The 19,070-nt window shown below is 40.5% G+C and carries 19 protein-coding genes; 16 read left to right on the top strand and 3 right to left on the bottom strand.

Annotated features, from left to right (window positions below):
* Position 1 precedes the first annotated feature (1 nt).
* From AC6UDC_RS00445 to AC6UDC_RS00400, 10 genes are all read left to right on the top strand, one after another.
* Positions 2-838, top strand: coding sequence for a YidC/Oxa1 family membrane protein insertase (locus AC6UDC_RS00445; protein ID WP_500696254.1), 837 nt, complete (start codon positions 2-4; stop codon positions 836-838).
* 146 nt (positions 839-984) lie between these two features.
* Positions 985-1,704, top strand: a complete 720-nt coding sequence (jag, locus tag AC6UDC_RS00440) for an RNA-binding cell elongation regulator Jag/EloR (RefSeq protein WP_500707524.1) — start codon at positions 985-987, stop codon at positions 1,702-1,704.
* A gap of 145 nt (positions 1,705-1,849) precedes the next feature.
* Positions 1,850-3,247, top strand: coding sequence for a tRNA uridine-5-carboxymethylaminomethyl(34) synthesis GTPase MnmE (mnmE, locus tag AC6UDC_RS00435; RefSeq protein ID WP_500720727.1), 1,398 nt, complete (start codon positions 1,850-1,852; stop codon positions 3,245-3,247).
* Positions 3,248-3,273: 26 nt separating this feature from the next.
* The gene (mnmG, locus tag AC6UDC_RS00430) at positions 3,274-5,202 is read left to right on the top strand and encodes a tRNA uridine-5-carboxymethylaminomethyl(34) synthesis enzyme MnmG (protein WP_500720725.1); all 1,929 of its coding nucleotides are present in this window, start codon (positions 3,274-3,276) and stop codon (positions 5,200-5,202) included.
* A gap of 152 nt (positions 5,203-5,354) precedes the next feature.
* The gene (locus AC6UDC_RS00425; protein ID WP_500694214.1) at positions 5,355-6,239 is read left to right on the top strand and encodes an ROK family protein; all 885 of its coding nucleotides are present in this window, start codon (positions 5,355-5,357) and stop codon (positions 6,237-6,239) included.
* A 91-nt stretch (positions 6,240-6,330) separates the two neighbouring features.
* On the top strand, positions 6,331-6,489 hold the full coding sequence (locus AC6UDC_RS00420; RefSeq protein WP_500707526.1) for a hypothetical protein: 159 nt from the start codon (positions 6,331-6,333) through the stop codon (positions 6,487-6,489).
* 134 nt (positions 6,490-6,623) lie between these two features.
* Complete coding sequence (gene rbsK, locus AC6UDC_RS00415; protein ID WP_500707527.1) at positions 6,624-8,258, top strand: ribokinase; 1,635 nt, start codon at positions 6,624-6,626, stop codon at positions 8,256-8,258.
* A gap of 98 nt (positions 8,259-8,356) precedes the next feature.
* Complete coding sequence (locus AC6UDC_RS00410; protein WP_500720723.1) at positions 8,357-8,974, top strand: NADPH-dependent FMN reductase; 618 nt, start codon at positions 8,357-8,359, stop codon at positions 8,972-8,974.
* A 116-nt stretch (positions 8,975-9,090) separates the two neighbouring features.
* On the top strand, positions 9,091-9,660 hold the full coding sequence (locus tag AC6UDC_RS00405) for an LOG family protein (protein ID WP_500720721.1): 570 nt from the start codon (positions 9,091-9,093) through the stop codon (positions 9,658-9,660).
* A 138-nt stretch (positions 9,661-9,798) separates the two neighbouring features.
* Positions 9,799-9,945 (top strand): hypothetical protein, encoded by a 147-nt coding sequence (locus tag AC6UDC_RS00400; RefSeq protein ID WP_500699711.1) that lies wholly within the window; start codon positions 9,799-9,801, stop codon positions 9,943-9,945.
* Between the two features lie 16 nt (positions 9,946-9,961).
* Here the strand turns inward: AC6UDC_RS00400 and AC6UDC_RS00395 are convergent, their stop codons facing one another.
* Both AC6UDC_RS00395 and AC6UDC_RS00390 read right to left on the bottom strand, forming a co-directional pair.
* On the bottom strand, positions 9,962-11,458 hold the full coding sequence (locus AC6UDC_RS00395) for an MFS transporter (RefSeq protein WP_500720719.1): 1,497 nt from the start codon (positions 11,456-11,458) through the stop codon (positions 9,962-9,964).
* Between the two features lie 117 nt (positions 11,459-11,575).
* Complete coding sequence (locus AC6UDC_RS00390) at positions 11,576-11,863, bottom strand: ArsR/SmtB family transcription factor (protein ID WP_500695935.1); 288 nt, start codon at positions 11,861-11,863, stop codon at positions 11,576-11,578.
* A 700-nt stretch (positions 11,864-12,563) separates the two neighbouring features.
* Here AC6UDC_RS00390 and AC6UDC_RS00385 point away from each other — a divergent pair.
* From AC6UDC_RS00385 to AC6UDC_RS00360, 6 genes are all read left to right on the top strand, one after another.
* Positions 12,564-13,502 carry a phosphate/phosphite/phosphonate ABC transporter substrate-binding protein gene (locus tag AC6UDC_RS00385; RefSeq protein ID WP_500720717.1) on the top strand — a complete coding sequence of 313 codons (939 nt, stop codon included), beginning with the start codon at positions 12,564-12,566 and terminating at the stop codon, positions 13,500-13,502.
* Between the two features lie 9 nt (positions 13,503-13,511).
* Positions 13,512-14,276 carry a phosphonate ABC transporter ATP-binding protein gene (phnC, locus tag AC6UDC_RS00380; protein ID WP_500721203.1) on the top strand — a complete coding sequence of 255 codons (765 nt, stop codon included), beginning with the start codon at positions 13,512-13,514 and terminating at the stop codon, positions 14,274-14,276.
* Positions 14,276-15,070: a phosphonate ABC transporter, permease protein PhnE gene (gene phnE, locus AC6UDC_RS00375; RefSeq protein ID WP_500720715.1), complete on the top strand. Its 795-nt coding sequence runs from the start codon at positions 14,276-14,278 to the stop codon at positions 15,068-15,070. Before phnC ends, phnE (AC6UDC_RS00375) begins: the two co-directional genes overlap by 1 nt.
* A complete protein-coding gene (gene phnE, locus AC6UDC_RS00370; RefSeq protein WP_500720713.1) occupies positions 15,067-15,873 on the top strand; it encodes a phosphonate ABC transporter, permease protein PhnE in 807 nt (268 codons plus the stop codon). Before phnE (AC6UDC_RS00375) ends, phnE (AC6UDC_RS00370) begins: the two co-directional genes overlap by 4 nt.
* A gap of 309 nt (positions 15,874-16,182) precedes the next feature.
* Positions 16,183-16,614: a GNAT family N-acetyltransferase gene (locus AC6UDC_RS00365; protein WP_500720711.1), complete on the top strand. Its 432-nt coding sequence runs from the start codon at positions 16,183-16,185 to the stop codon at positions 16,612-16,614.
* 119 nt (positions 16,615-16,733) lie between these two features.
* Positions 16,734-17,231 carry a hypothetical protein gene (locus AC6UDC_RS00360; RefSeq protein WP_500720709.1) on the top strand — a complete coding sequence of 166 codons (498 nt, stop codon included), beginning with the start codon at positions 16,734-16,736 and terminating at the stop codon, positions 17,229-17,231.
* A gap of 52 nt (positions 17,232-17,283) precedes the next feature.
* Here the strand turns inward: AC6UDC_RS00360 and AC6UDC_RS00355 are convergent, their stop codons facing one another.
* Positions 17,284-19,041: an MFS transporter gene (locus AC6UDC_RS00355; RefSeq protein ID WP_500720707.1), complete on the bottom strand. Its 1,758-nt coding sequence runs from the start codon at positions 19,039-19,041 to the stop codon at positions 17,284-17,286.
* Positions 19,042-19,070: the final 29 nt, after the last annotated feature.

Raw genomic sequence — 19,070 nt, 5'->3', positions numbered from 1 at the left:
ATTGAAAAAACTTAAACGAATCGCTACTACACTTGCGATTGCCAGTATTGGTCTGGTGCTCACGGCATGTAGTAACGCCCCAATTACTAGTCATAGTAAAGGAATTTGGGATGGCTTAGTTGTCTTGAATTTCTCAAGAGTGATTATTTGGTTATCAAAGTTCTTTGGCGATAACTATGGAATTGGAATTATCCTCTTCACCATTCTGGTTAGAATTATTCTTCTTCCGTTAATGATGTATCAGACCAAGAGTATGAAGAAGACCCAGGAAATTCAGCCCCAATTGAAGGCCCTGCAAAAGAAGTACTCCAGTAAAGATTCAGAGACCATGGAAAAACTGCAGACTGAGCAGCAGAAGCTCTACAAGGAAGCAGGAATTAATCCATGGGCCGGCTGTTTGCCAATGGTAGTCCAGTTGCCAGTGATCTTCGCCTTGTATCAAGCCATCTGGCGAACTCATATCCTTCGAACTGGTCACTTCTTGTGGTTACAGCTGGGAACTCCAGATCCGTACTACATCCTGCCAGTTTTGGCCGCCGTGTTCACGTTCCTTAGTTCGTGGTTGTCAATGAAGGGGCAACCCGAATCAAACGGAATGACCACGATGATGACGATTGGGATGCCAATCATTATCTTCTTCACCGCGTTAAACGTGCCATCAGCTTTGTCACTATACTGGGTGGTAACCAATGCGTTCCAAGTAGTTCAAACGTTATTGATTCAGAACCCTTGGAAGATTAATCGTGAACGTGAAGAAAAAGAACGTGAAAAGCGTCAACACGATCGCGCCGTTAAAAAGGCCATTCGAAAGGCCAAGCAGAGTAAACATCACAAATAGATTACTAAACAAAAAGCAGACGTTGGTCTGCTTTTTTTATTTTTGTGACAAATGTAATATTACATCTCTAAAATCCTATTCCAACAGCTATTTAATTTGTGCTAAGATTAATAGCGTTAGACGTTTACAAAAATAGGAGAACAATAATGACGAAATACACCGGAGCCACCATCGAAGAAGCCGTTAAAAATGGCTTAAAATCACTTGATACTAATCGAAATAATGTTGAAATTAAAGTTATTAAAACCGCAAGTAAGGGATTTTTCGGACTTTTTAAACATCCCGCAGAAGTTGAAATAGAAATGAAATCATCTGCTCCAGACCCAAAACCAGCAGGTGGCAAGTTAAAAATTAAAAGAGAAGCGAGCACGGCGGTTGCTAATCCAGTTCAAACAGAGGATCGCCACGCTAGAAACGTTGAAGCTATTAGTGGACTAATTAAATATTTACAAGCAATTACTGATCAGATGGGGATTGAGGCCGAGCTAAGTTATGAGATGCCAAACAATCGGCACGTGATCATTAACTTTGATACGCCCAAAGAGGGGCTTTTGATTGGCAAACACGGTCGGACCATCAATGCCTTACAGGAGTTAAGTGGGATTTATCTAAATAACATGGGGATTAGCTACCTTGAAGTTGAGCTGGATACGGCTAATTATCGCAGTCGGAGACTTCAGATCCTTACCAGTCTAGCTGAGCGAACCGCAAGAGAGGTTTCCGCCACCGGAAAGCCGGTCTATTTGGACCCGATGCCATCTTTTGAGCGCAAACAGATTCACGTGACGCTGGAAGATAACCCCTACGTGATGACATATTCGGCAGGACGGGAACCCCATCGTTCAATCGTAGTAGCTCCACGGTAAAATGATTGACAAAATAAAACTTTCGTCCTATTATGTGTAGGATTGTAAATTCGAATAGGTAAAGTAGTGAAAGTACTTTATCCACGCAACGGGCGTGGTTTAAGTACTTTTTTTATGCGATTAAAAATGAGAAAGGAGTTTTCAAATGGCACTGACAACGACTGATTACGATACCATTGCGGCAATTTCGACCCCACCTGGTGAAGGTGGCATTTCGATTGTCCGGGTTAGTGGATCGGATGCAATGAAAGTGGCTGAAAAGATTTATCGGGGCAAGAACCTCGAAAAGGTGCCGTCAAACACGATTAACTATGGTCACATTGTTGATCCAGCAGACCACAACAGTGAAGTTGATGAAGTGATGGTATCGGTCATGAGAGCGCCTAAGACGTATACCAAGGAAGATATTATTGAGATTAACTGTCACGGTGGGATTGTGGCAACCAACAAGATTTTGCAGTTGGTTTTAAGTAACGGTGCCAGAATGGCAGAACCCGGTGAATTCACTAAGCGGGCCTTTTTAAACGGACGTCTGGACCTTTCACAATCGGAAGCCGTCATGGATCTGATTGAAGCGAAGACTGACGAATCGATGAAAGCGGCTTTAAATCAGCTCGATGGGAACCTGTCTCATTTAATTAAGCACCTGCGTCAAGACATCTTAGACGTGCTGGCTCAGGTCGAAGTCAACATTGACTACCCGGAGTACGATGACGTGGAGACGATGACGTCGAAGCTTTTAATGGATAAGTCCAAGGAACTAAAGGCGCAGATTGACCAATTGCTAAAGACGGCTAAACAAGGAAAAGTCTTACGAGACGGTTTAAACACCGCTATCATTGGACGTCCCAACGTGGGTAAGTCGAGTTTATTGAACCGTCTCTTACACGAAGAAAAGGCGATTGTAACCGACGTGCCGGGGACTACGCGGGATGTTTTAGACGAATACGTGAACGTTTCTGGCGTTCCCTTGCACCTAGTTGATACCGCTGGGATTCGTGATACTAACGATAAAGTTGAAAAAATTGGAGTCGATCGTTCTAGAAAAGCCATCAAGCAGGCTGATTTGGTACTACTAGTGTTAAACGCTAGTGAACCGTTGACTGACGAAGATCGGGAACTTTTGGATCTGACGCAGCACAGCAAGCGGATTATCCTATTGAATAAAACGGATTTACCAGAAAAAATTGATGTTGATGAGTTAAAGAACCGCTATCATGCTGATAACGTGATTAAGACCCAAGCCGTAAAGGATAACGGAACCAAATCCTTAGAGGATACGATTTCGAAGATGTTCTTTACTGGTGGCATTAAGAGTTCTCAAAACGACGTCATGGTTACTAATGCCAGGCATATTAGTCTCTTACAACAGGCCAGTAATTCCCTTCAGTCCGTTGAAAATGGGTTAAATAACGGGATGCCCGTTGATTTAGTTCAGATTGACATGACGAACGCTTGGGATTTACTTGGTGAAATTACCGGTGATAGTTACGATGGCGAATTACTGGATCAATTATTTAGTCAGTTCTGTTTGGGTAAATAAGACTTTGACTCAATGGAGGTTTTTAAATGAATAAAATGATACAGCAAGAAGTGAAGCAGACCTACAATGGTGGCGATTACGACGTCATCGTCGTTGGAGCCGGCCACGCTGGCTGTGAAGCCGCACTAGCCGCTGCCCGCATGGGTCAAAAAACACTGCTTGTGACAATTAATCTTGATATGGTAGCGTTTATGCCATGTAATCCGTCGGTTGGTGGCCCCGCTAAGGGAACGGTCGTAAGAGAAATCGACGCCCTTGGTGGTGAGATGGGGAAAAACATCGACAAGACCTACATTCAGATGCGGATGTTAAACACCGGAAAGGGTCCCGCCGTCAGAGCTTTACGGGCGCAAGCTGATAAGCACGCCTACCATCATGAAATGAAGAACACCCTGGAAAAAGAACCCAACTTGACGCTTCGTCAGGGAATCGTAGAACGTCTGATCGTGAAAGACGATCAGGTTGAGGGTGTGGTTACCAATACGGGTGCCAAATATTACTCCAAAGCCGTGGTCATCTGTGCTGGTACGGCCGCTCGTGGTAAGATCATTATTGGTGAACTGATGTATTCCTCGGGCCCAAACAACTCAATTCCAGCCATTCATCTTTCAGAAAACCTGGAAGATTTGGGCTTTGAACTAAAACGATTTAAGACGGGAACTCCACCGCGTGTCAACGGTGATACCATTCACTACGATGAAGCGGAGGAGCAACCGGGCGACGAAACGCCCCATCATTTCAGTTACACCACTCCGTATGCCGATTATTTACCGGTTTCAAAGCAGATTTCGTGCTGGTTGACGTACACTAATGAAGAAACCCATCAGATTATCAAGGATAACTTGGATCGCGCCCCAATGTTTACTGGGGTCATCGAGGGGGTCGGTCCCCGTTACTGTCCATCAATTGAGGATAAGGTCGTTCGGTTTGCGGACAAAAAGCGCCATCAGGTCTTCTTGGAACCGGAAGGACGCCACAACGAAGAGTGGTACGTCGATGGGATGTCGACCTCCCTTCCAGAAGAGGTTCAACAACAGATGTTACATTCTGTGAAGGGCCTTGAAGACGCGAAGATGATGCGTCCCGGTTATGCGATTGAGTATGACATTATCTCTCCATATCAGTTGAAGCCGACGCTTGAAACCAAGAAAGTTAGTGGATTATTTAGCGCGGGTCAAACCAACGGAACCTCGGGATACGAAGAGGCCGCGGGACAAGGCTTGATCGCTGGAATTAACGCTGCCCTTAAGATTCAAGGGAAAGACCCGTTGATTTTGCAGCGAGACCAAGGATACATTGGCGTTCTAATCGATGACCTGGTTACAAAGGGAACCAACGAACCGTACCGACTCCTAACGAGTCGGGCTGAATATCGACTCCTGCTTAGAAACGACAATGCTGATATGCGGCTGACACCAATTGGTCACCAGTTGGGTCTGATTTCAGATGAACGTTATGACAAGTTTGTTGAAAAACGCAATGCCGTTGAGGATGAAATCAAGCGTTTGAACACCGTACGGATTAAACCAGGTGAAAAGGTCAACCAGTTCGTTGAAGCTCAGGGTGATAAACCGTTAAAAGACGGCATCATCGCAGCCCAGTTCTTGCGTCGGCCATACGTAAATTACGAAAAGTTACTTGATTTTATTCCGAGACCCGACGAAAAATTGGATCCAGAAGTGGTGGAACAGGTCGAAATTAGAACGAAGTACGCTGGCTACATCAAAAAAGAAGAGGATAAGGTCACCCGCATGAAGAAAATGGAATCCAAAAAGATTCCTGATCACATTGATTACTCCGTAATTGATGGGATCGCAACTGAGGGTCGCCAAAAATTGGAGAAAATCCAACCGGAGACGATCGCACAGGCCGCTCGAATCAGTGGGGTCAATCCTTCTGACATTGCCATTCTCTCCGTGTACATTCAGCAGGGAAAAATTGCGAAGAAAAAATAAGATCAAGCTGGACTACGTGAATAGTCCGGCTTTTTGTTATTTCTAAGTTAAGTTTTTAACAATTTTTGTATTAAACTATTGCAATCAATATGTAAGCGCTTTATACTGTTAACAATAAACGATACAAAAAAATGGCAAAGGGGATCATTTTTATGCGATATGGAAGTATTGAAGCAGGTGGAACAAAGTTCGTTTGTGCGGTTGGTGATGACGATTTCAATATTGTGGATAGTGTCCACATTCCAACTACGACACCAGAAGAGACGTTAGCAAAGGTCGTTGAGTACTTTAAGAAGTTTGATCACATTGATGCATTTGGGATTGCATCATTTGGACCAATCGACGTTCGAAAAGACTCTGACAAATACGGTTGGATTATTAAAACCCCTAAAAAGGGTTGGAGTAACGTCAACTTTGTTGGAACCATGAAACGTGAATTTGGGGTTCCAATTTACTGGACGACCGACGTTAACGGTTCAGCTTACGGTGAATACATCAAACGTAAACAGGCTAATAAAAATATTGAAGCCGTTAGTTACATCACTGATGGAACTGGGATTGGTGCTGGAACCGTCATCAAAGATGAATTCTTAGGGGTTCGTGGAACTCCTGAATTTGGTCACATTCGAGTTAAGAGACACCAAGATGACATGAACTTTCCTGGAATTTGTCCTTATCATGGTGACTGTCTTGAAGGGGTTGCTTCTGGTCCGACTTTTGAAGCTCGAAACAACATTAAAGGTCAAGATACCCCGCCAGATGATCCAGTTTGGAACATCATTGCGTACTACATTGCCCAAGGGGTTATCAGTTTAACGGTTAACTTCCGTCCCGACCAAATTGTGCTTGGTGGGGGAGTATGTACTCCTCAATTTGTGCAAAAGGTTAGAGACCAATTCAATCTGTTGTTTGATAACTATCTTGACGTTGGTCCCCTTGACGAATACATTAGTCGTCCGGTCGTACCACACAACGGTTCCGCTACCTTTGGTGATTTCGTATTAGCTAAAAAAGCTTTAGATGAATCAAAGAAATAATTAATTAAATTGTTTGAAGGGATGCCTGCGGGTGTCTCTTTTTTTGTGTAAATTGACATTTATGGTACCTTAAAAATAAGGAGGATTAATCATGATGTTTATTAGTAGGTCACAAATTAGTTTTAGAGTAGATGCTGAAACAAAAAAACAATTTGATGCTCCAATTGAACGTTTAACTAAAGCAATTAAAAGTAATGATTATAAGAAGTTTGATAATCCTGGTGAAGGGTTGAAGTGGCTAAATGAGTGAAAATTCATATGTTTATAAACTTGCTATTGAAAACAAGTTTAAAAAACATCATTTTAGCTAAATCTATATACAACTATTTCCCGCAATGATATGATATACATAATGAAAGCGGTTGCAAATAGGGAGGCAGTAAAATGAGTAAAAAAGTTGTTGTGATTGGGTCTACCAACGTTGATAAGGTTCTAAACGTTGACAAATATGCGTTACCTGGTGAAACCTTGGCGGTGAAGAATCACCAAGAATCTCATGGTGGCGGAAAGGGTGCCAATCAGGCAATTGCTGCGGCAAGATCTGGTGCCGATACGACTTTTATCACTAAACTAGGTGATGATGAAGATGCCAAATTCATGATGGAAGGATTTAAAAAGGACGGGATGAACCTTGATTCCGTGATTACTACGGATGAGCAACAGACTGGACAGGCTTACATTACCGTTGATAGTACGGGTCAGAATTCCATCTATGTTTATGGGGGCGCCAACATGGCCATGACACCGGAGGACGTTGACCAACACGAAGACGCCATTAAGAATGCGGACCGTGCGATTGCGCAACTAGAAATTCCAGTACCAACGATTATCGAAGCATTTAAGATTGCGAAGAAAAATGAGGTTCAGACCATTTTGAACCCAGCACCAGCCAAGAAGTTACCAGAAGAATTACTTCAATTGACTGACATTATTACCCCTAACGAGACCGAAGCAGAGGCCCTCACTGGGATTAAGGTGATTGACGACGATTCCATGATGAAGAACGCGGAGTACTTCTTTAAACTAGGCATTAGAATGGTGATCATCACCGTTGGGGACAAGGGTTCATTCTATGCTACTCCAGCCAGTCATGCTTTCATTCCAGCGTTTAAAGTCAAAGCTGTTGACACGACTGCCGCTGGTGATACTTTCATCGGAGCCTTGGCATCACGTTTGGATTTAAACAGTGCTAACATCAAGGATGCGATGTTGTACGCTAACCATGCCTCATCACTGACGGTTCAAGTGGCTGGAGCGCAGAACTCCATTCCTTATGAAAAAGACGTCTTGGATGTCATCAGCAAGACTTCCAAGACCAAAGAAGTGATCGAAAAAGAGAAGAAACAAGCTGCTGAATACGCCGCTGCTCGAGTTCCAAATCATATTGTGTTAGGACTTGGATCTGGTAGTACTGCTGCCTACTTCGTCAAAGCCATTAACGAACGAATCAAAAAAGAGGGCTTAGACGTTCAATGCGTCGCCACTTCAGTTGGCACCGAGAAATTAGCCGAAAGTCTTGGAATGCCAATGCTTGACGTTAACACCATTGATCGGGTGGACTTAACGGTTGATGGCGCCGACGCCGTTGACGACAAGCTCAACGGAATCAAGGGTGGCGGAGCTGCATTACTCTTTGAGAAGTTGGTCGCAACCATGTCAGACAAGAACGTTTGGATCGTTGATTCGACCAAGTATCACAAGACCTTAGCTGGCCAAAAGTTGCCGGTTGAAGTCATTCCGTTCGGTGGAATGGGTGTCTTCCGATACTTAAACGAAGCTGGATACAAGCCAGAGTTCCGCTTCAGAGATGACGGTGATATTCTTCAAACTGACTCAGGAAACTACCTAATCGACATTACAATTCCAGAAGATGCTGACTTACAAAAGTTAGCTCACAACTTGAAGAACTACACCGGAGTTGTTGAACACGGTCTGTTCTTAAATATTTGTGATCAGTTAATTATCGGTGGCGATAAGGTCAAGGTAATTGATCGTCCGAAAGAAGAAGCTAAGAAATAGTTGATAAGTAAATTTCCGGATTGGCGATAAAGCTGGTTCGGTTTTTTATTTTGAGTTTAAAGGTATAATGATTAGAAAATGGGTTGAGGTGATGTTTAATGACAATTAACGTTATTTTGAGTAGTTCCAGAAAGGCCAGTCTGGGACGTCGGATCTTTAAGTACTTACGTAATCGACAGGGTGATTTTGAGCGGGTTAATGATGCTGATTTCAATTTTATTAGTTTGGCGGACTACGATTTGCCGTTTTTTTATGAAGATATTGCGCCAATGGACAACCAAAACCGGATTTTAAAACCTAATGAACAAAAATGGGTGGATGACATGAAGAAAGCGGATGGTTATCTCTTTTTGGTTCCTGAATATAATCATTCGTTTCCGGCTGTTTTAAAGAATGCGCTCGACTTTTTGGCGTTTGAAGCCAAGGGCAAACCGGCCAAGATTATTACCTATTCTAATAATTCACGAGGTGGTCAATCTTCTTATCCGGCTTTGTTACCAACGCTTGGACAACTGGGCCTATTTACCCTGCCAAAGCCAACTTTAATTCGAAAGGTCGATAAAAATTTTGCTGACGATGGGAGTTTTCTAAAAGATGCTCCCGGGGAAGCCGTCGACATAAGAAAATTAAATCGAGCTTTTTCCGAAATCGTGTTTTACAGTCAGTTATTTAGGGACCATCCCTTTAAATATGATGCCAGTATTTATGATGAATAAACAAAATTAAGATAGTTTCACATGAAACAATTTGCCAAGGCACCTGTCGCTAGTGACTTGAAGTGACATGGTACATTTATTAATATAAAAATAAATTGAAATGAGGAAAATAAAATATGAAAGCAGTTGCAGTATTTTGTGGTGCGGCTCCTGGCAATGATCCAGCATACCAAAAGGCCACCAAAAAATTAGCGAAATGGTTAGTTAACCATGATTTAGCGTTGGTTTATGGTGGTGGTGGTGTTGGTCTCATGGGATTGCTTGCCAAGACAGTTTTAAAACTTGGTGGAGTAGTTCACGGCATTATGCCAAAAGAACTGGTTGACCGCGGTGCCAGTATGAACGGGCTGACTAGTTTAGAGGTAGTTCCCAACATGGATATTCGCAAACAGAAAATGTTGACTCAATCGGATGGTTGTATTGCACTCCCCGGTGGTCCTGGGACTCTAGAAGAGATATCTGAAGCGTTTTCATGGGCTCGAATCGGCGACAATGATGATCCATGCGTGTTGTATAACGTCCAGGGATACTACGACCCACTTAAACAAATGTTTGATGAAATGACCGAAAAGGAATTTTTGACGGTGGAAGATCGCAAAAAGTTACTTTTTTCGGATTCGTTGTCTGAAATCTATGAATTTATGACCACATACACAGCACCAAAGATTAGAACCTACACAAAATAAGATACGAAAAACATCCTCACTTTTTTGGAAGTGGGGATGTTTTTTGAGTTTTATTCAATTATTAATAATAAATAATGTGTATATCATGTTTTCATTGTTTACATGATGCCTTAATATTGATCTAAGGGGGATGGAATTATGGTAAGGAAAAGAAAAGCTAGAAGCAATGTACGCGATGATAAAGATACTTTAGCAAATATTCAAGCTAGAAATGATGCTCTTAACGGCAAAACTAATAAAATTGGAAATATTGATGATTTTGATAAGTGGGCAGACAACTTGTGATAAATATTGAAACCACTTATTTATTTGTTACATCCAACGGCTTATTCAACTTATCCGCTAAATTTACCACCACGATAATGATGAATAGTACCAGTGCGAACCAGAAGACGTTGTGAAAGGCGACGAGGAGAATCTGATTGATATCATTAATGATGTTAGCTGGAAGAAGAATTCCAGCAGAATTTTTCGATGAAATTACATCGTTTAGAAGTTTGCTGTTGATGGCAGGATAACGGTTGTGACCTAGATTGATTGATAGATTAAAGATAAATCCGAATACACCAGTCATAACGGTTTGTCCAAGTGTCCTCCCCAAAGTAATCATTGAGGAAGCAACGCCGACGTTGTCTTTGGGCACGATTGCTTGCGCAACCACCGTGTTCATCGTGATTACGATTCCTAGTCCAGCACCAGTGACACCTGAAATGATGTAGAACCAAATCATTGGTAGGGAGACGGAACTGAATGCCAGAATGAGGTAAAATGCAAATTGAATAATCACAATCGGAATGGTAACAAACTTTGGAGCGAAACGCTTAATCAGCGCACCAACAAAGAATGAAGTGATTAACCAGGCAATGGGACTTGGTGTAATTGCCAAGCCTGCGATTGTTGCTGAGACCCGGTAGATGGACTGTAACCACATTGGGAAATAAATTTGAAAGCCAAATTGAATCCCGCTCAGTAGTAAAGCCGTTAAGATTTGGGCGGAAAAAGTCGATGATTTAAATAGTTTCAGCGGAATAACAGGGTCGCTGGCTTTTCTTTCGGCATGAATAAACAGGATAAATGATGTAGTAATAATGACCAATCCAATAATAATTACGACAAAGTTGATTTTTTGTTCACCCAAAAATTGAAGGGTAACTAACAGTGATACTAGAAACAAGGCCAAGTAAGTGCTACCAAGATAGTCCATTTTGAGGGATGTTTTCTTGGTAATAGGATCTGCGTATCCAAAGTAGATTAGAATGAATACAATGATGCCCAGTGGAACGTTGATGAAGAAAATCCAATGCCAGCTGAGTTGGTCAACGATAAAACCACCAATGATGGGACCAATTAAGGCCGAAATTCCCCACGCCGTATTATTCCATGCCATCATGTTAGAACGTTCTTCTAGTGGAAACGTGTCGGCAATTAAGGTAAACGTGATTGGCATAATTGCACCAGCACCCAGTCCTTGAAGGGCTCTCGCCGCAATCAACAAGCCGATATTCGTTGAGAGTCCACAAGCCATCGATCCAATCGTGAACACTGCTAATCCGAAGAGAAAAATGGGCTTCCTGCCAATTCGATCACTCAATTTACCGTAAATGGGTGTGCTTAGTGTTGTAGTTAATAGATATGTAGCGAACACCCAACTCTGAAAAGCCAGTCCGTGCAAACTACTCAGTATTGAGGGCAAAGCCGTAGTGACAATGGTGGTCTCAACCGACGTCATGAACGTGGCGATTAACACTGAAATGATGATGAGGACTTTTTTCTTGGTCCATTTCTTCTTTTTCTTCAAGGTAATTCCTCCTAATTAGTAAAATGTATTTCGATAAGTATCGAAATTATAATTAGAATAGTCCCATCTAGAATTGGATGCAAGTATCTTGAAAGCAAAATAAAAACAGGAGTCTAATTATGGCTTCTGTTCAATAACATTATTTAAGTGAATTTTGTTAATTAAGTCTTGATTAACGGATAGGTATTTGGTTTGCCCAGCTTTTCTCATATTGGTTAATCCCGCGTGTCTGAGAATTTTGAAATGATAAGAGACGGTTGATAAGGATAGATTGAGATGGGAACTAACTTCGCCACATGTCATTTCATTTTTATTTTCCATGAGAATTCTGAGAATTTTAATCCGATTTGGTTCAGAAAGAGCTTTGAAAATGCTGGCTAATTGTTGTTCGTTAGGATTATCCAAGAAACTTTCTCCTTTCACTTCATTTTAAAAATTAACTATTCCATTATTTAGAATAATTGGGTATGATTATATACAGAGTGATAATTGATTTGATCACCAATTGGAGCTTTAGTAGGTTTACTGTGTTGAGCCTCATCTCCACCTTAATAATTAATGAAGAGGTGAGTCGCTTGAATACAGAAGAAAGTGGGTTATTGGGATTGTTCCACTAGCAATAGTGGTTCTTGTTATCTCGCGTGCAGCAATTAACTTTGCTAAAGCATACGCGATAATAAAAAAAGCTAACCGCAAAGATTAGCTTTTTACCCAAATAACACACTAAACCTATGCAGAAGAGATGATAATGGCATCTCTTCTTTTTTATTTAGTATACACTTATTTTATTTCCGTTGATGACGAATGTCAATTATTATTTGGTATGAAATGATTATTAAAATAGTTTCACGTGAAACAAAAATAATTTTTATCTAACAAAATTTTCTTAAGGACAACTCGTACTTATTAGTGTTGTCCTTTTTGATTACTCTAATTACATTGATTATCAATATTCGTTAATTAATTAATAAATGGGAAATTAAAGGATAAATAGAACATATATTTAAATAAAATACGAACAATTAAAAGATATTTATTGAAAATTGTATGTATCATGATATGATTAATTTGTCTGGTACAACAATTTTTTTGGGAGGGACTCGTAATGAAACTCAAGCAAGCTTTGAAATGGATCACAGCAGGTGCTGCCATTACATTTTTGTCGGTTGGATTAGTTGGATGTGGGAAACAGTCTAGTAACTACAAACCAAAGAAATTGACGGTTGGTTTTACGCCGTCAGTGAACGCTGGGCAGGCCAATGCAGAAGCCAAGCCACTCGCCAAACAGTTAGAAAAACAGCTTCATATCCCGGTTACGGTCAAGGTTTCAACTGACGGGAATTCACTTATTCAGGCCATGGGTTCAAAGACATTAGATGTTTCTGAAATGAATCCTGGGGACTTTGTCTTAGCGCAAAAGAATTACAAGGTGGTTCCCCTCGTTCAAGCGACGCGCCAAGCACGCGATCCGAAGACTTTGCAACTCACTAATAAGTCATCAGATCACTTTTATTCCACAATTGTTGTCAGAAAAGATAGTGGTATCAACAACATCAACGATTTAAAGGGCAAAAAGATTGCCACTGGTACCACGAATTCAACGGCGGGTTATATTTACCCGGTCGTTGAGCTTATGAAGCACGGAATTAATATTAACAAGGATGGCATCAAGACCGACGTTATTAATGGTTACGATCAGGCCGTGCTGTCCGTTTTAAACAAAAATAACGATGCCGCCTTTACTTTCCAAGGAGCTCAAACCTTAGTCTCAAATGATAATCCGAACGTTATGAGGGATACCAAGGTCATTTACACGACTAAGGCCATTCCAAATGACGTGGTTGCTTGTCGAAGTGATATGTCGAAATCATGGCAGAAGAAGATTGCCAAAGCCTACGAGAACATGGCAAAGACCAAAGAGGGTCACGACGTTATCTTCAAGATTTATCAAGAAGAGGGATACGTTCCGTACAAGAAGTCAGAATTTAAGCAACTTCATTCGTACATGGACCAAGCTAACAAGATTAGTAAAACCAAAGAATAGGCGAGAGGGATTAAATTGAGCGATTCGGATATTTTACAAGTTAATCATGTTACCAAAACTTATCCTAGTGGTATTAAAGGATTAGATGATATTAGTTTTAACGTCAAACACGGTGAATTCATCGCTGTCGTTGGACTTTCGGGTGCTGGGAAAAGCACCCTGTTTCGTTCCATTAATCGGATGCAAGATATCAGTAACGGCAAGATTATCATCAACGGGACTGATATTTCTAAATTGAAGGGGAAAGCGCTCCGTCACTTTCGCCGAAAAATTGGAATGATTTTTCAAAGTTTCAACTTAGTGAACCGGCTTACGGTTCAAAAAAACGTCTTAAGTGGGAGGGTTGGCTACTATCCAATCTGGAAAACACTCCTCGGTTTGTACACTAAAGAAGACAAGGAAAAGGCGGTTCGATCACTTGAGCACGTTAACATGCTCAAAAAATTATACGATCGGGCGGATTCACTTTCTGGAGGACAGATGCAGCGGGTCGCCATCGCACGAACAATGATGCAGGAGCCTGATTTGGTTCTGGCTGACGAACCGGTTGCCTCGCTTGACCCCAAGACAAGTCACGGGGTCATGCAGGATTTGAAGAATTTAAACGCCAAAGATCATGATACCGTTCTGGTTAACCTCCATTCGGTTGAACTGGCACTTGAATTTGCGGATCGAATTATTGGAATTCGGGACGGAAAATTGGTGTTCGACAAGCCAGCGGCTGACTCGACTCCAGAAGATTTGAAGGCGATTTACGAGGGAGGCAATAGCTAATGCACACTAGCGAAATGCCGAAAATGTCCTTTTTTAAGAAGTATCACGTTAAGGGCATCATCGTAATTGCCATTCTGATAATTCTGTTCGTTTACTCCATGAAAATTTGTGGGGTTGATCCCAGCTTGTTTATCTCGAACATCGCCCAGTTTGGGGTTCTGATTGGTCAAATGAGTAACCCGGACTGGTCGTACTTTAGTTTTATCTGGGACCCACTGGTTCAGACCGTTCAGATGGCAATCCTTGGAACCACGATTGGGACCGTTTTTGCGATTCCCGCCGCTTTTCTGGCCGCTCGGAATCTTGACCACAGTAAGGTTATTCACGGCACGTCTCGGTTCGTACTGGACATCGTCAGAACGTTACCATCACTGCTACTGGCAGCTATCTTAGTTGCCATCTTTGGGATTGGTCCAACGACTGGAACGATTACCCTTGCCATCTTCTCGTTTGGGATGATTTCCAAACTGTTCTATGAAGTATTAGAGACAGTCGATATGGGGCCAGCTGAAGCCATGAAAGCTTCCGGTGCCAGCATCCTCCAAATTATTCGCTTAGCGATTATTCCCCAGATTGCGGGTCAGTTTTGTAGTTTCTTCCTGTATACCCTAGAAGTTAACGTTCGTTCATCAACCGTTTTAGGATACGTTGGTGCTGGAGGACTTGGGTTGTATCTTCAACAAACCATCGATGAATTTAACTACTCCGAGACGGCGGTTGTAATTCTTGCAACCTTCGTAACGGTTCTGGTGATTGACATCCTTAGTAATTACTTGAGGAGGAAACTACAGTGACCCTTCCAAAAATTAACGAAAAACAAAAACGATGGGACCGCTACAGCTGGATCGTTTGGGCAATCATCATCATTTTGATTTATGGCTGGTGTTTCTCTGACATGAAATTTAGTCAGATTCAGGAATCGGCTGGCACGGTTTCCAAGTTCATCTTCATGGGACTGATTCATCCCGATTGGTCCTATATTTACAATGGTAGTGGAGAAGACCTGATTTCCCAGCTGATTATGACGCTTGCCATTGCATTTTTGGGAACCATCATTGCCGCTGTCATCAGTGTCCCGTTTGCCTTCTTTGCCGCTCATAGTAAGAGCAGCAAGTACAACATAACGTCTAAGGTGGGTACTTTCCTGTTGACCGCCATTCGAGCTTTTCCAGAAATTGTGTTAGCAATTATGTTCATTAAAGCGGTGGGACCCGGTAGTTTTGCGGGAGTCATGGCGCTTGGAATTCACTCAATTGGGATGCTTGGGAAACTCTTCTCAGAATCTATTGAGGAAATGAATCACAGTTCTGAGTACTCCATCGTGGCCGCTGGCGGTAGTAAACCGCAGGTCTTTGCACTATCGACGTGGCCAACCATCCTGCCTGCTTTGATTTCGTACACTTTGTACAGCTTTGAAATTTCAGTTCGAGCTGCTTCAATCCTTGGTTTGGTTGGTGCTGGTGGAATCGGAGCTCCGATGATTATGGCATTGAACACGCGCAATTGGCCCAGAGTGGGAATTATCCTGTTTGGGATTGTTATCATGGTTATGGTGATTGATTGGTGTTCTGGCTACATTAGAAAAAAATTAATTTAATTAATAGTGTAAAATACCAGCTAATTCCAAACTAAAGTTGGGTTAAGTATAAATTAGCATCGATTGATATTAAGATAATAAAAAATTGCCTCGTATAACTTACTAAAGTGAAAAAGTTATACGAGGTAATTTTTTATTTTGCAATTAATTTAAGTCGATGGTTGTTGATAGGAATTATCTGAATTATGATTTGAAACTTATTGTGAATTGTTTGACAAACATATTTAAATGAACTATAACATGAGCAATTTAAAATCTTAATTAAATATGTGGAACCGTTGATATCTTTTTACGAGAGGTGGAATTTCTATGATTAGACTAATGAATTTATCAGATGCACAAGATATCAAAGATATTAATAAAGAAAGTTTAACGTATGATTTCCCCGTAAAGGACACTCTAAATCAATTAAAAACCATCATAAATTTACCTAATAACCAAATTTTTGTTTATGAAACTAATGAGAACCAAGTCGTAGGATATATCCATATGGCTGAATATGAGAATACGTATCACAAAAGTTTGAAAAACATTATGACATTAGCAGTTAAGCCTAAGTATCAAAACCGAGGGATTGCGACTCAACTATTAAATGCAGCAGAGAAATGGGCCAAAGAAAATGGGAGTTCAGGCATTCGCTTAGTTACAGGATTTGAAAGGAAAAAAGCTCGTATTTTTTATGAGAAACATGGTTATAAAAAACGTAAAGATCAAACAAATTATATAAAATGGTGGTCTTAGTTGTTAGAAAGTGACATGGAGTGTCTAGTTTCTATGTCACTTTAAAGTTAGTTGGTATTTTTTTCGTTTATAGTATAATTTACCTAAGGATTGAATTTAATTGAGAGAAGAGTGTCTACATGCGATTTCTTAAGTCATTAGGTAAGTTTATCTTGGCACCATTGCTTTCGGCTTTGATTGTTTTCGGTAGTTTTCCTGAATTGTTTGCGGTTTTAAACATTAAGACCAGCCTCACCCTTAGTCCCGCCATGTTTTGGATTATTTTAATCTACGGAATGGTGGTGTTCGCCGTGGTTTACGCTTTGTTTTATAACGTTCTGTTTAAAAAGGGTAAGCCAAGTTCAACTAAGTACAGTAAGTACGTCTCGGTCGGGATGCTTATCGTCAACCTGATTTATGTGGTTTCCGCGTTGCTGCTTGGTTTAATCATGATCGGAATGAAAATGCCACAGTTTATCGATCCAATTGTAAGCAGCATCACGATTATTGGCCTTCCGATTTTACTAATTCTCAACTTGATTGTTTTCTTGTGTTATCCAACCAAGAAAACTTACGTAATTAATGGAATTTTCTTTGCGTTTGCCACCATCGTTTATGTGATGTTGTGGTGGAACTAAATTAATAGAATTCAAATACCATCTAGTTTAACTAGATGGTATTTTTATATATTTATTTATTATTTTTCTGCTTTTTCTTAAAATTAAAAATTGGAATTATGAGTAAGCAAATAAATGGAATTAGAATCATGTCTTTATAGACTTTAAGGAAAGCGTATCTAAATTCTGATTTAATTTCGTTCTTTAATGATTTTAAGAACGATCCCAGTTGGTCGTTAATGTCATTTTCTTTTGTTTCGACTTGTTTATTGACTACTTGGTTTACACGATCTGACACAGTTTGTTTTATGTTTATTGGTAAAGAAACTGGACTGATACGCATCTTAGAGCTTATTTGCATCAAAGCGTTGTTGTAAGACTGAGTTTTAATGGCATTAATTTTTGACTTAGGAATTTTAAATTGAGGATTTGAGACTGAACCATTAGTGTTATTAGTATTGGTATTATTAGGATCCAGTCTCTTGTTAACTTTAGATCTAACTCCGTTTTTAATTGGCTGAGGAATTGTTAATCTTTCTATGTTAATGTTGCTATAATTAATTACTTGTTTCTTGGCCGTGCTAATGTTGTTTGAAAGTAAGGAAGCAAATACGGCAACTGAAATTACCATCCCAACTTGTCTCAAAACGTTTCCGACACTTTGAGAGTCGGTTAAAAGCGTTCCATGAAAATCAGCAGCAATTAAAATATTTGCGGCAGAAGCTACCATCCCATACCCAATTCCTAGAACAATTCCTGCGTAGATAATTGGAAAGGAGTTTTGACTAAGGTCTAACTTTGATAGTAAATAATATGCGATTCCAATTAATATAAAACCTACGGAAATGATGAATTTATTATTAACTTTTTTAATTGCGAGAGAGGTGATAATGACTGAAAACATAACCGCAATTGAGTAGGGTGTAATTAGAAAAGCTGCTGTTAATTCGCTATGACCATATATTTTGGTTAGAAAGGTGGGAATTAAGATTACGAAGCCACCTAAAAAATAATTACATAGTACCACCGATAGTGCTGATCCAGTGAAGTTCCGATTCTTAAAGAGTTTGAGGTTTATCATTGGATTTTTTGCTTTAATTTCAACAAATATAAAAGCTAAAAATGAAATAACAGAAATGGCAATCAGAGAAAGGATGATCGGTGACGTCCAGCCCCAGTCTTTTCCCTGTACTAGTGCTAACGAAAAAGAAAAGAGGAGACTGATACTTAATAGAGTTCCTAGCCAGTCTAGTGACACGCCCTTGGTTGTTTTTTCGTGTCTTAATGGCATAACGATAGGGAAGAGTAATAAAATCAACAAAATTAAAGGAACGTTGATATAGAAAACCCAGCGCCATCCTAAATATTGAGATACAATGCCACCAATTGCGGGTCCGAGAGCAACTGCTAAACCTTGTGAACCAGCAAGTGCACCTAGTGTTTTATTTCGGCTATCGTCTGAAGTTAAACTCAATCCGATGACCATGCTGGTTGGTATTATCATGGCTGCTCCCGTACTCTGGATGGCACGGGCAACTAACATAAATGGCAAATTTGGCGATAAACCAGTAAATAGTGATCCAGTTCCAAATATAATAAGCCCTAGGTATACAAATTTATTTTTTCCAATTTTTTCTGATAATCTACCAAATGGGATGATTAAACTAGCAAAGATGATTGTATAAATATTGATTGCCCAAGAAAGATTGGATAACCCCTCGTTAAAAGCAGATTGAACCTTTGGCAGTATAATTGTCATTATTGAAACATCCATCATGCATAGAATATTAAGCAAAAGCAAGATGGGAAGAGCATACTTTAACTTTCTCATTTTTAATCTCCTTGCTGTCACACGTGTGA

The organism is Fructilactobacillus sp. X7R7C1 (assembly GCF_059901065.1).
Note: the sequence above shows the minus strand (reverse complement) of the source record. Positions and strands in the feature narration are given on the sequence as shown.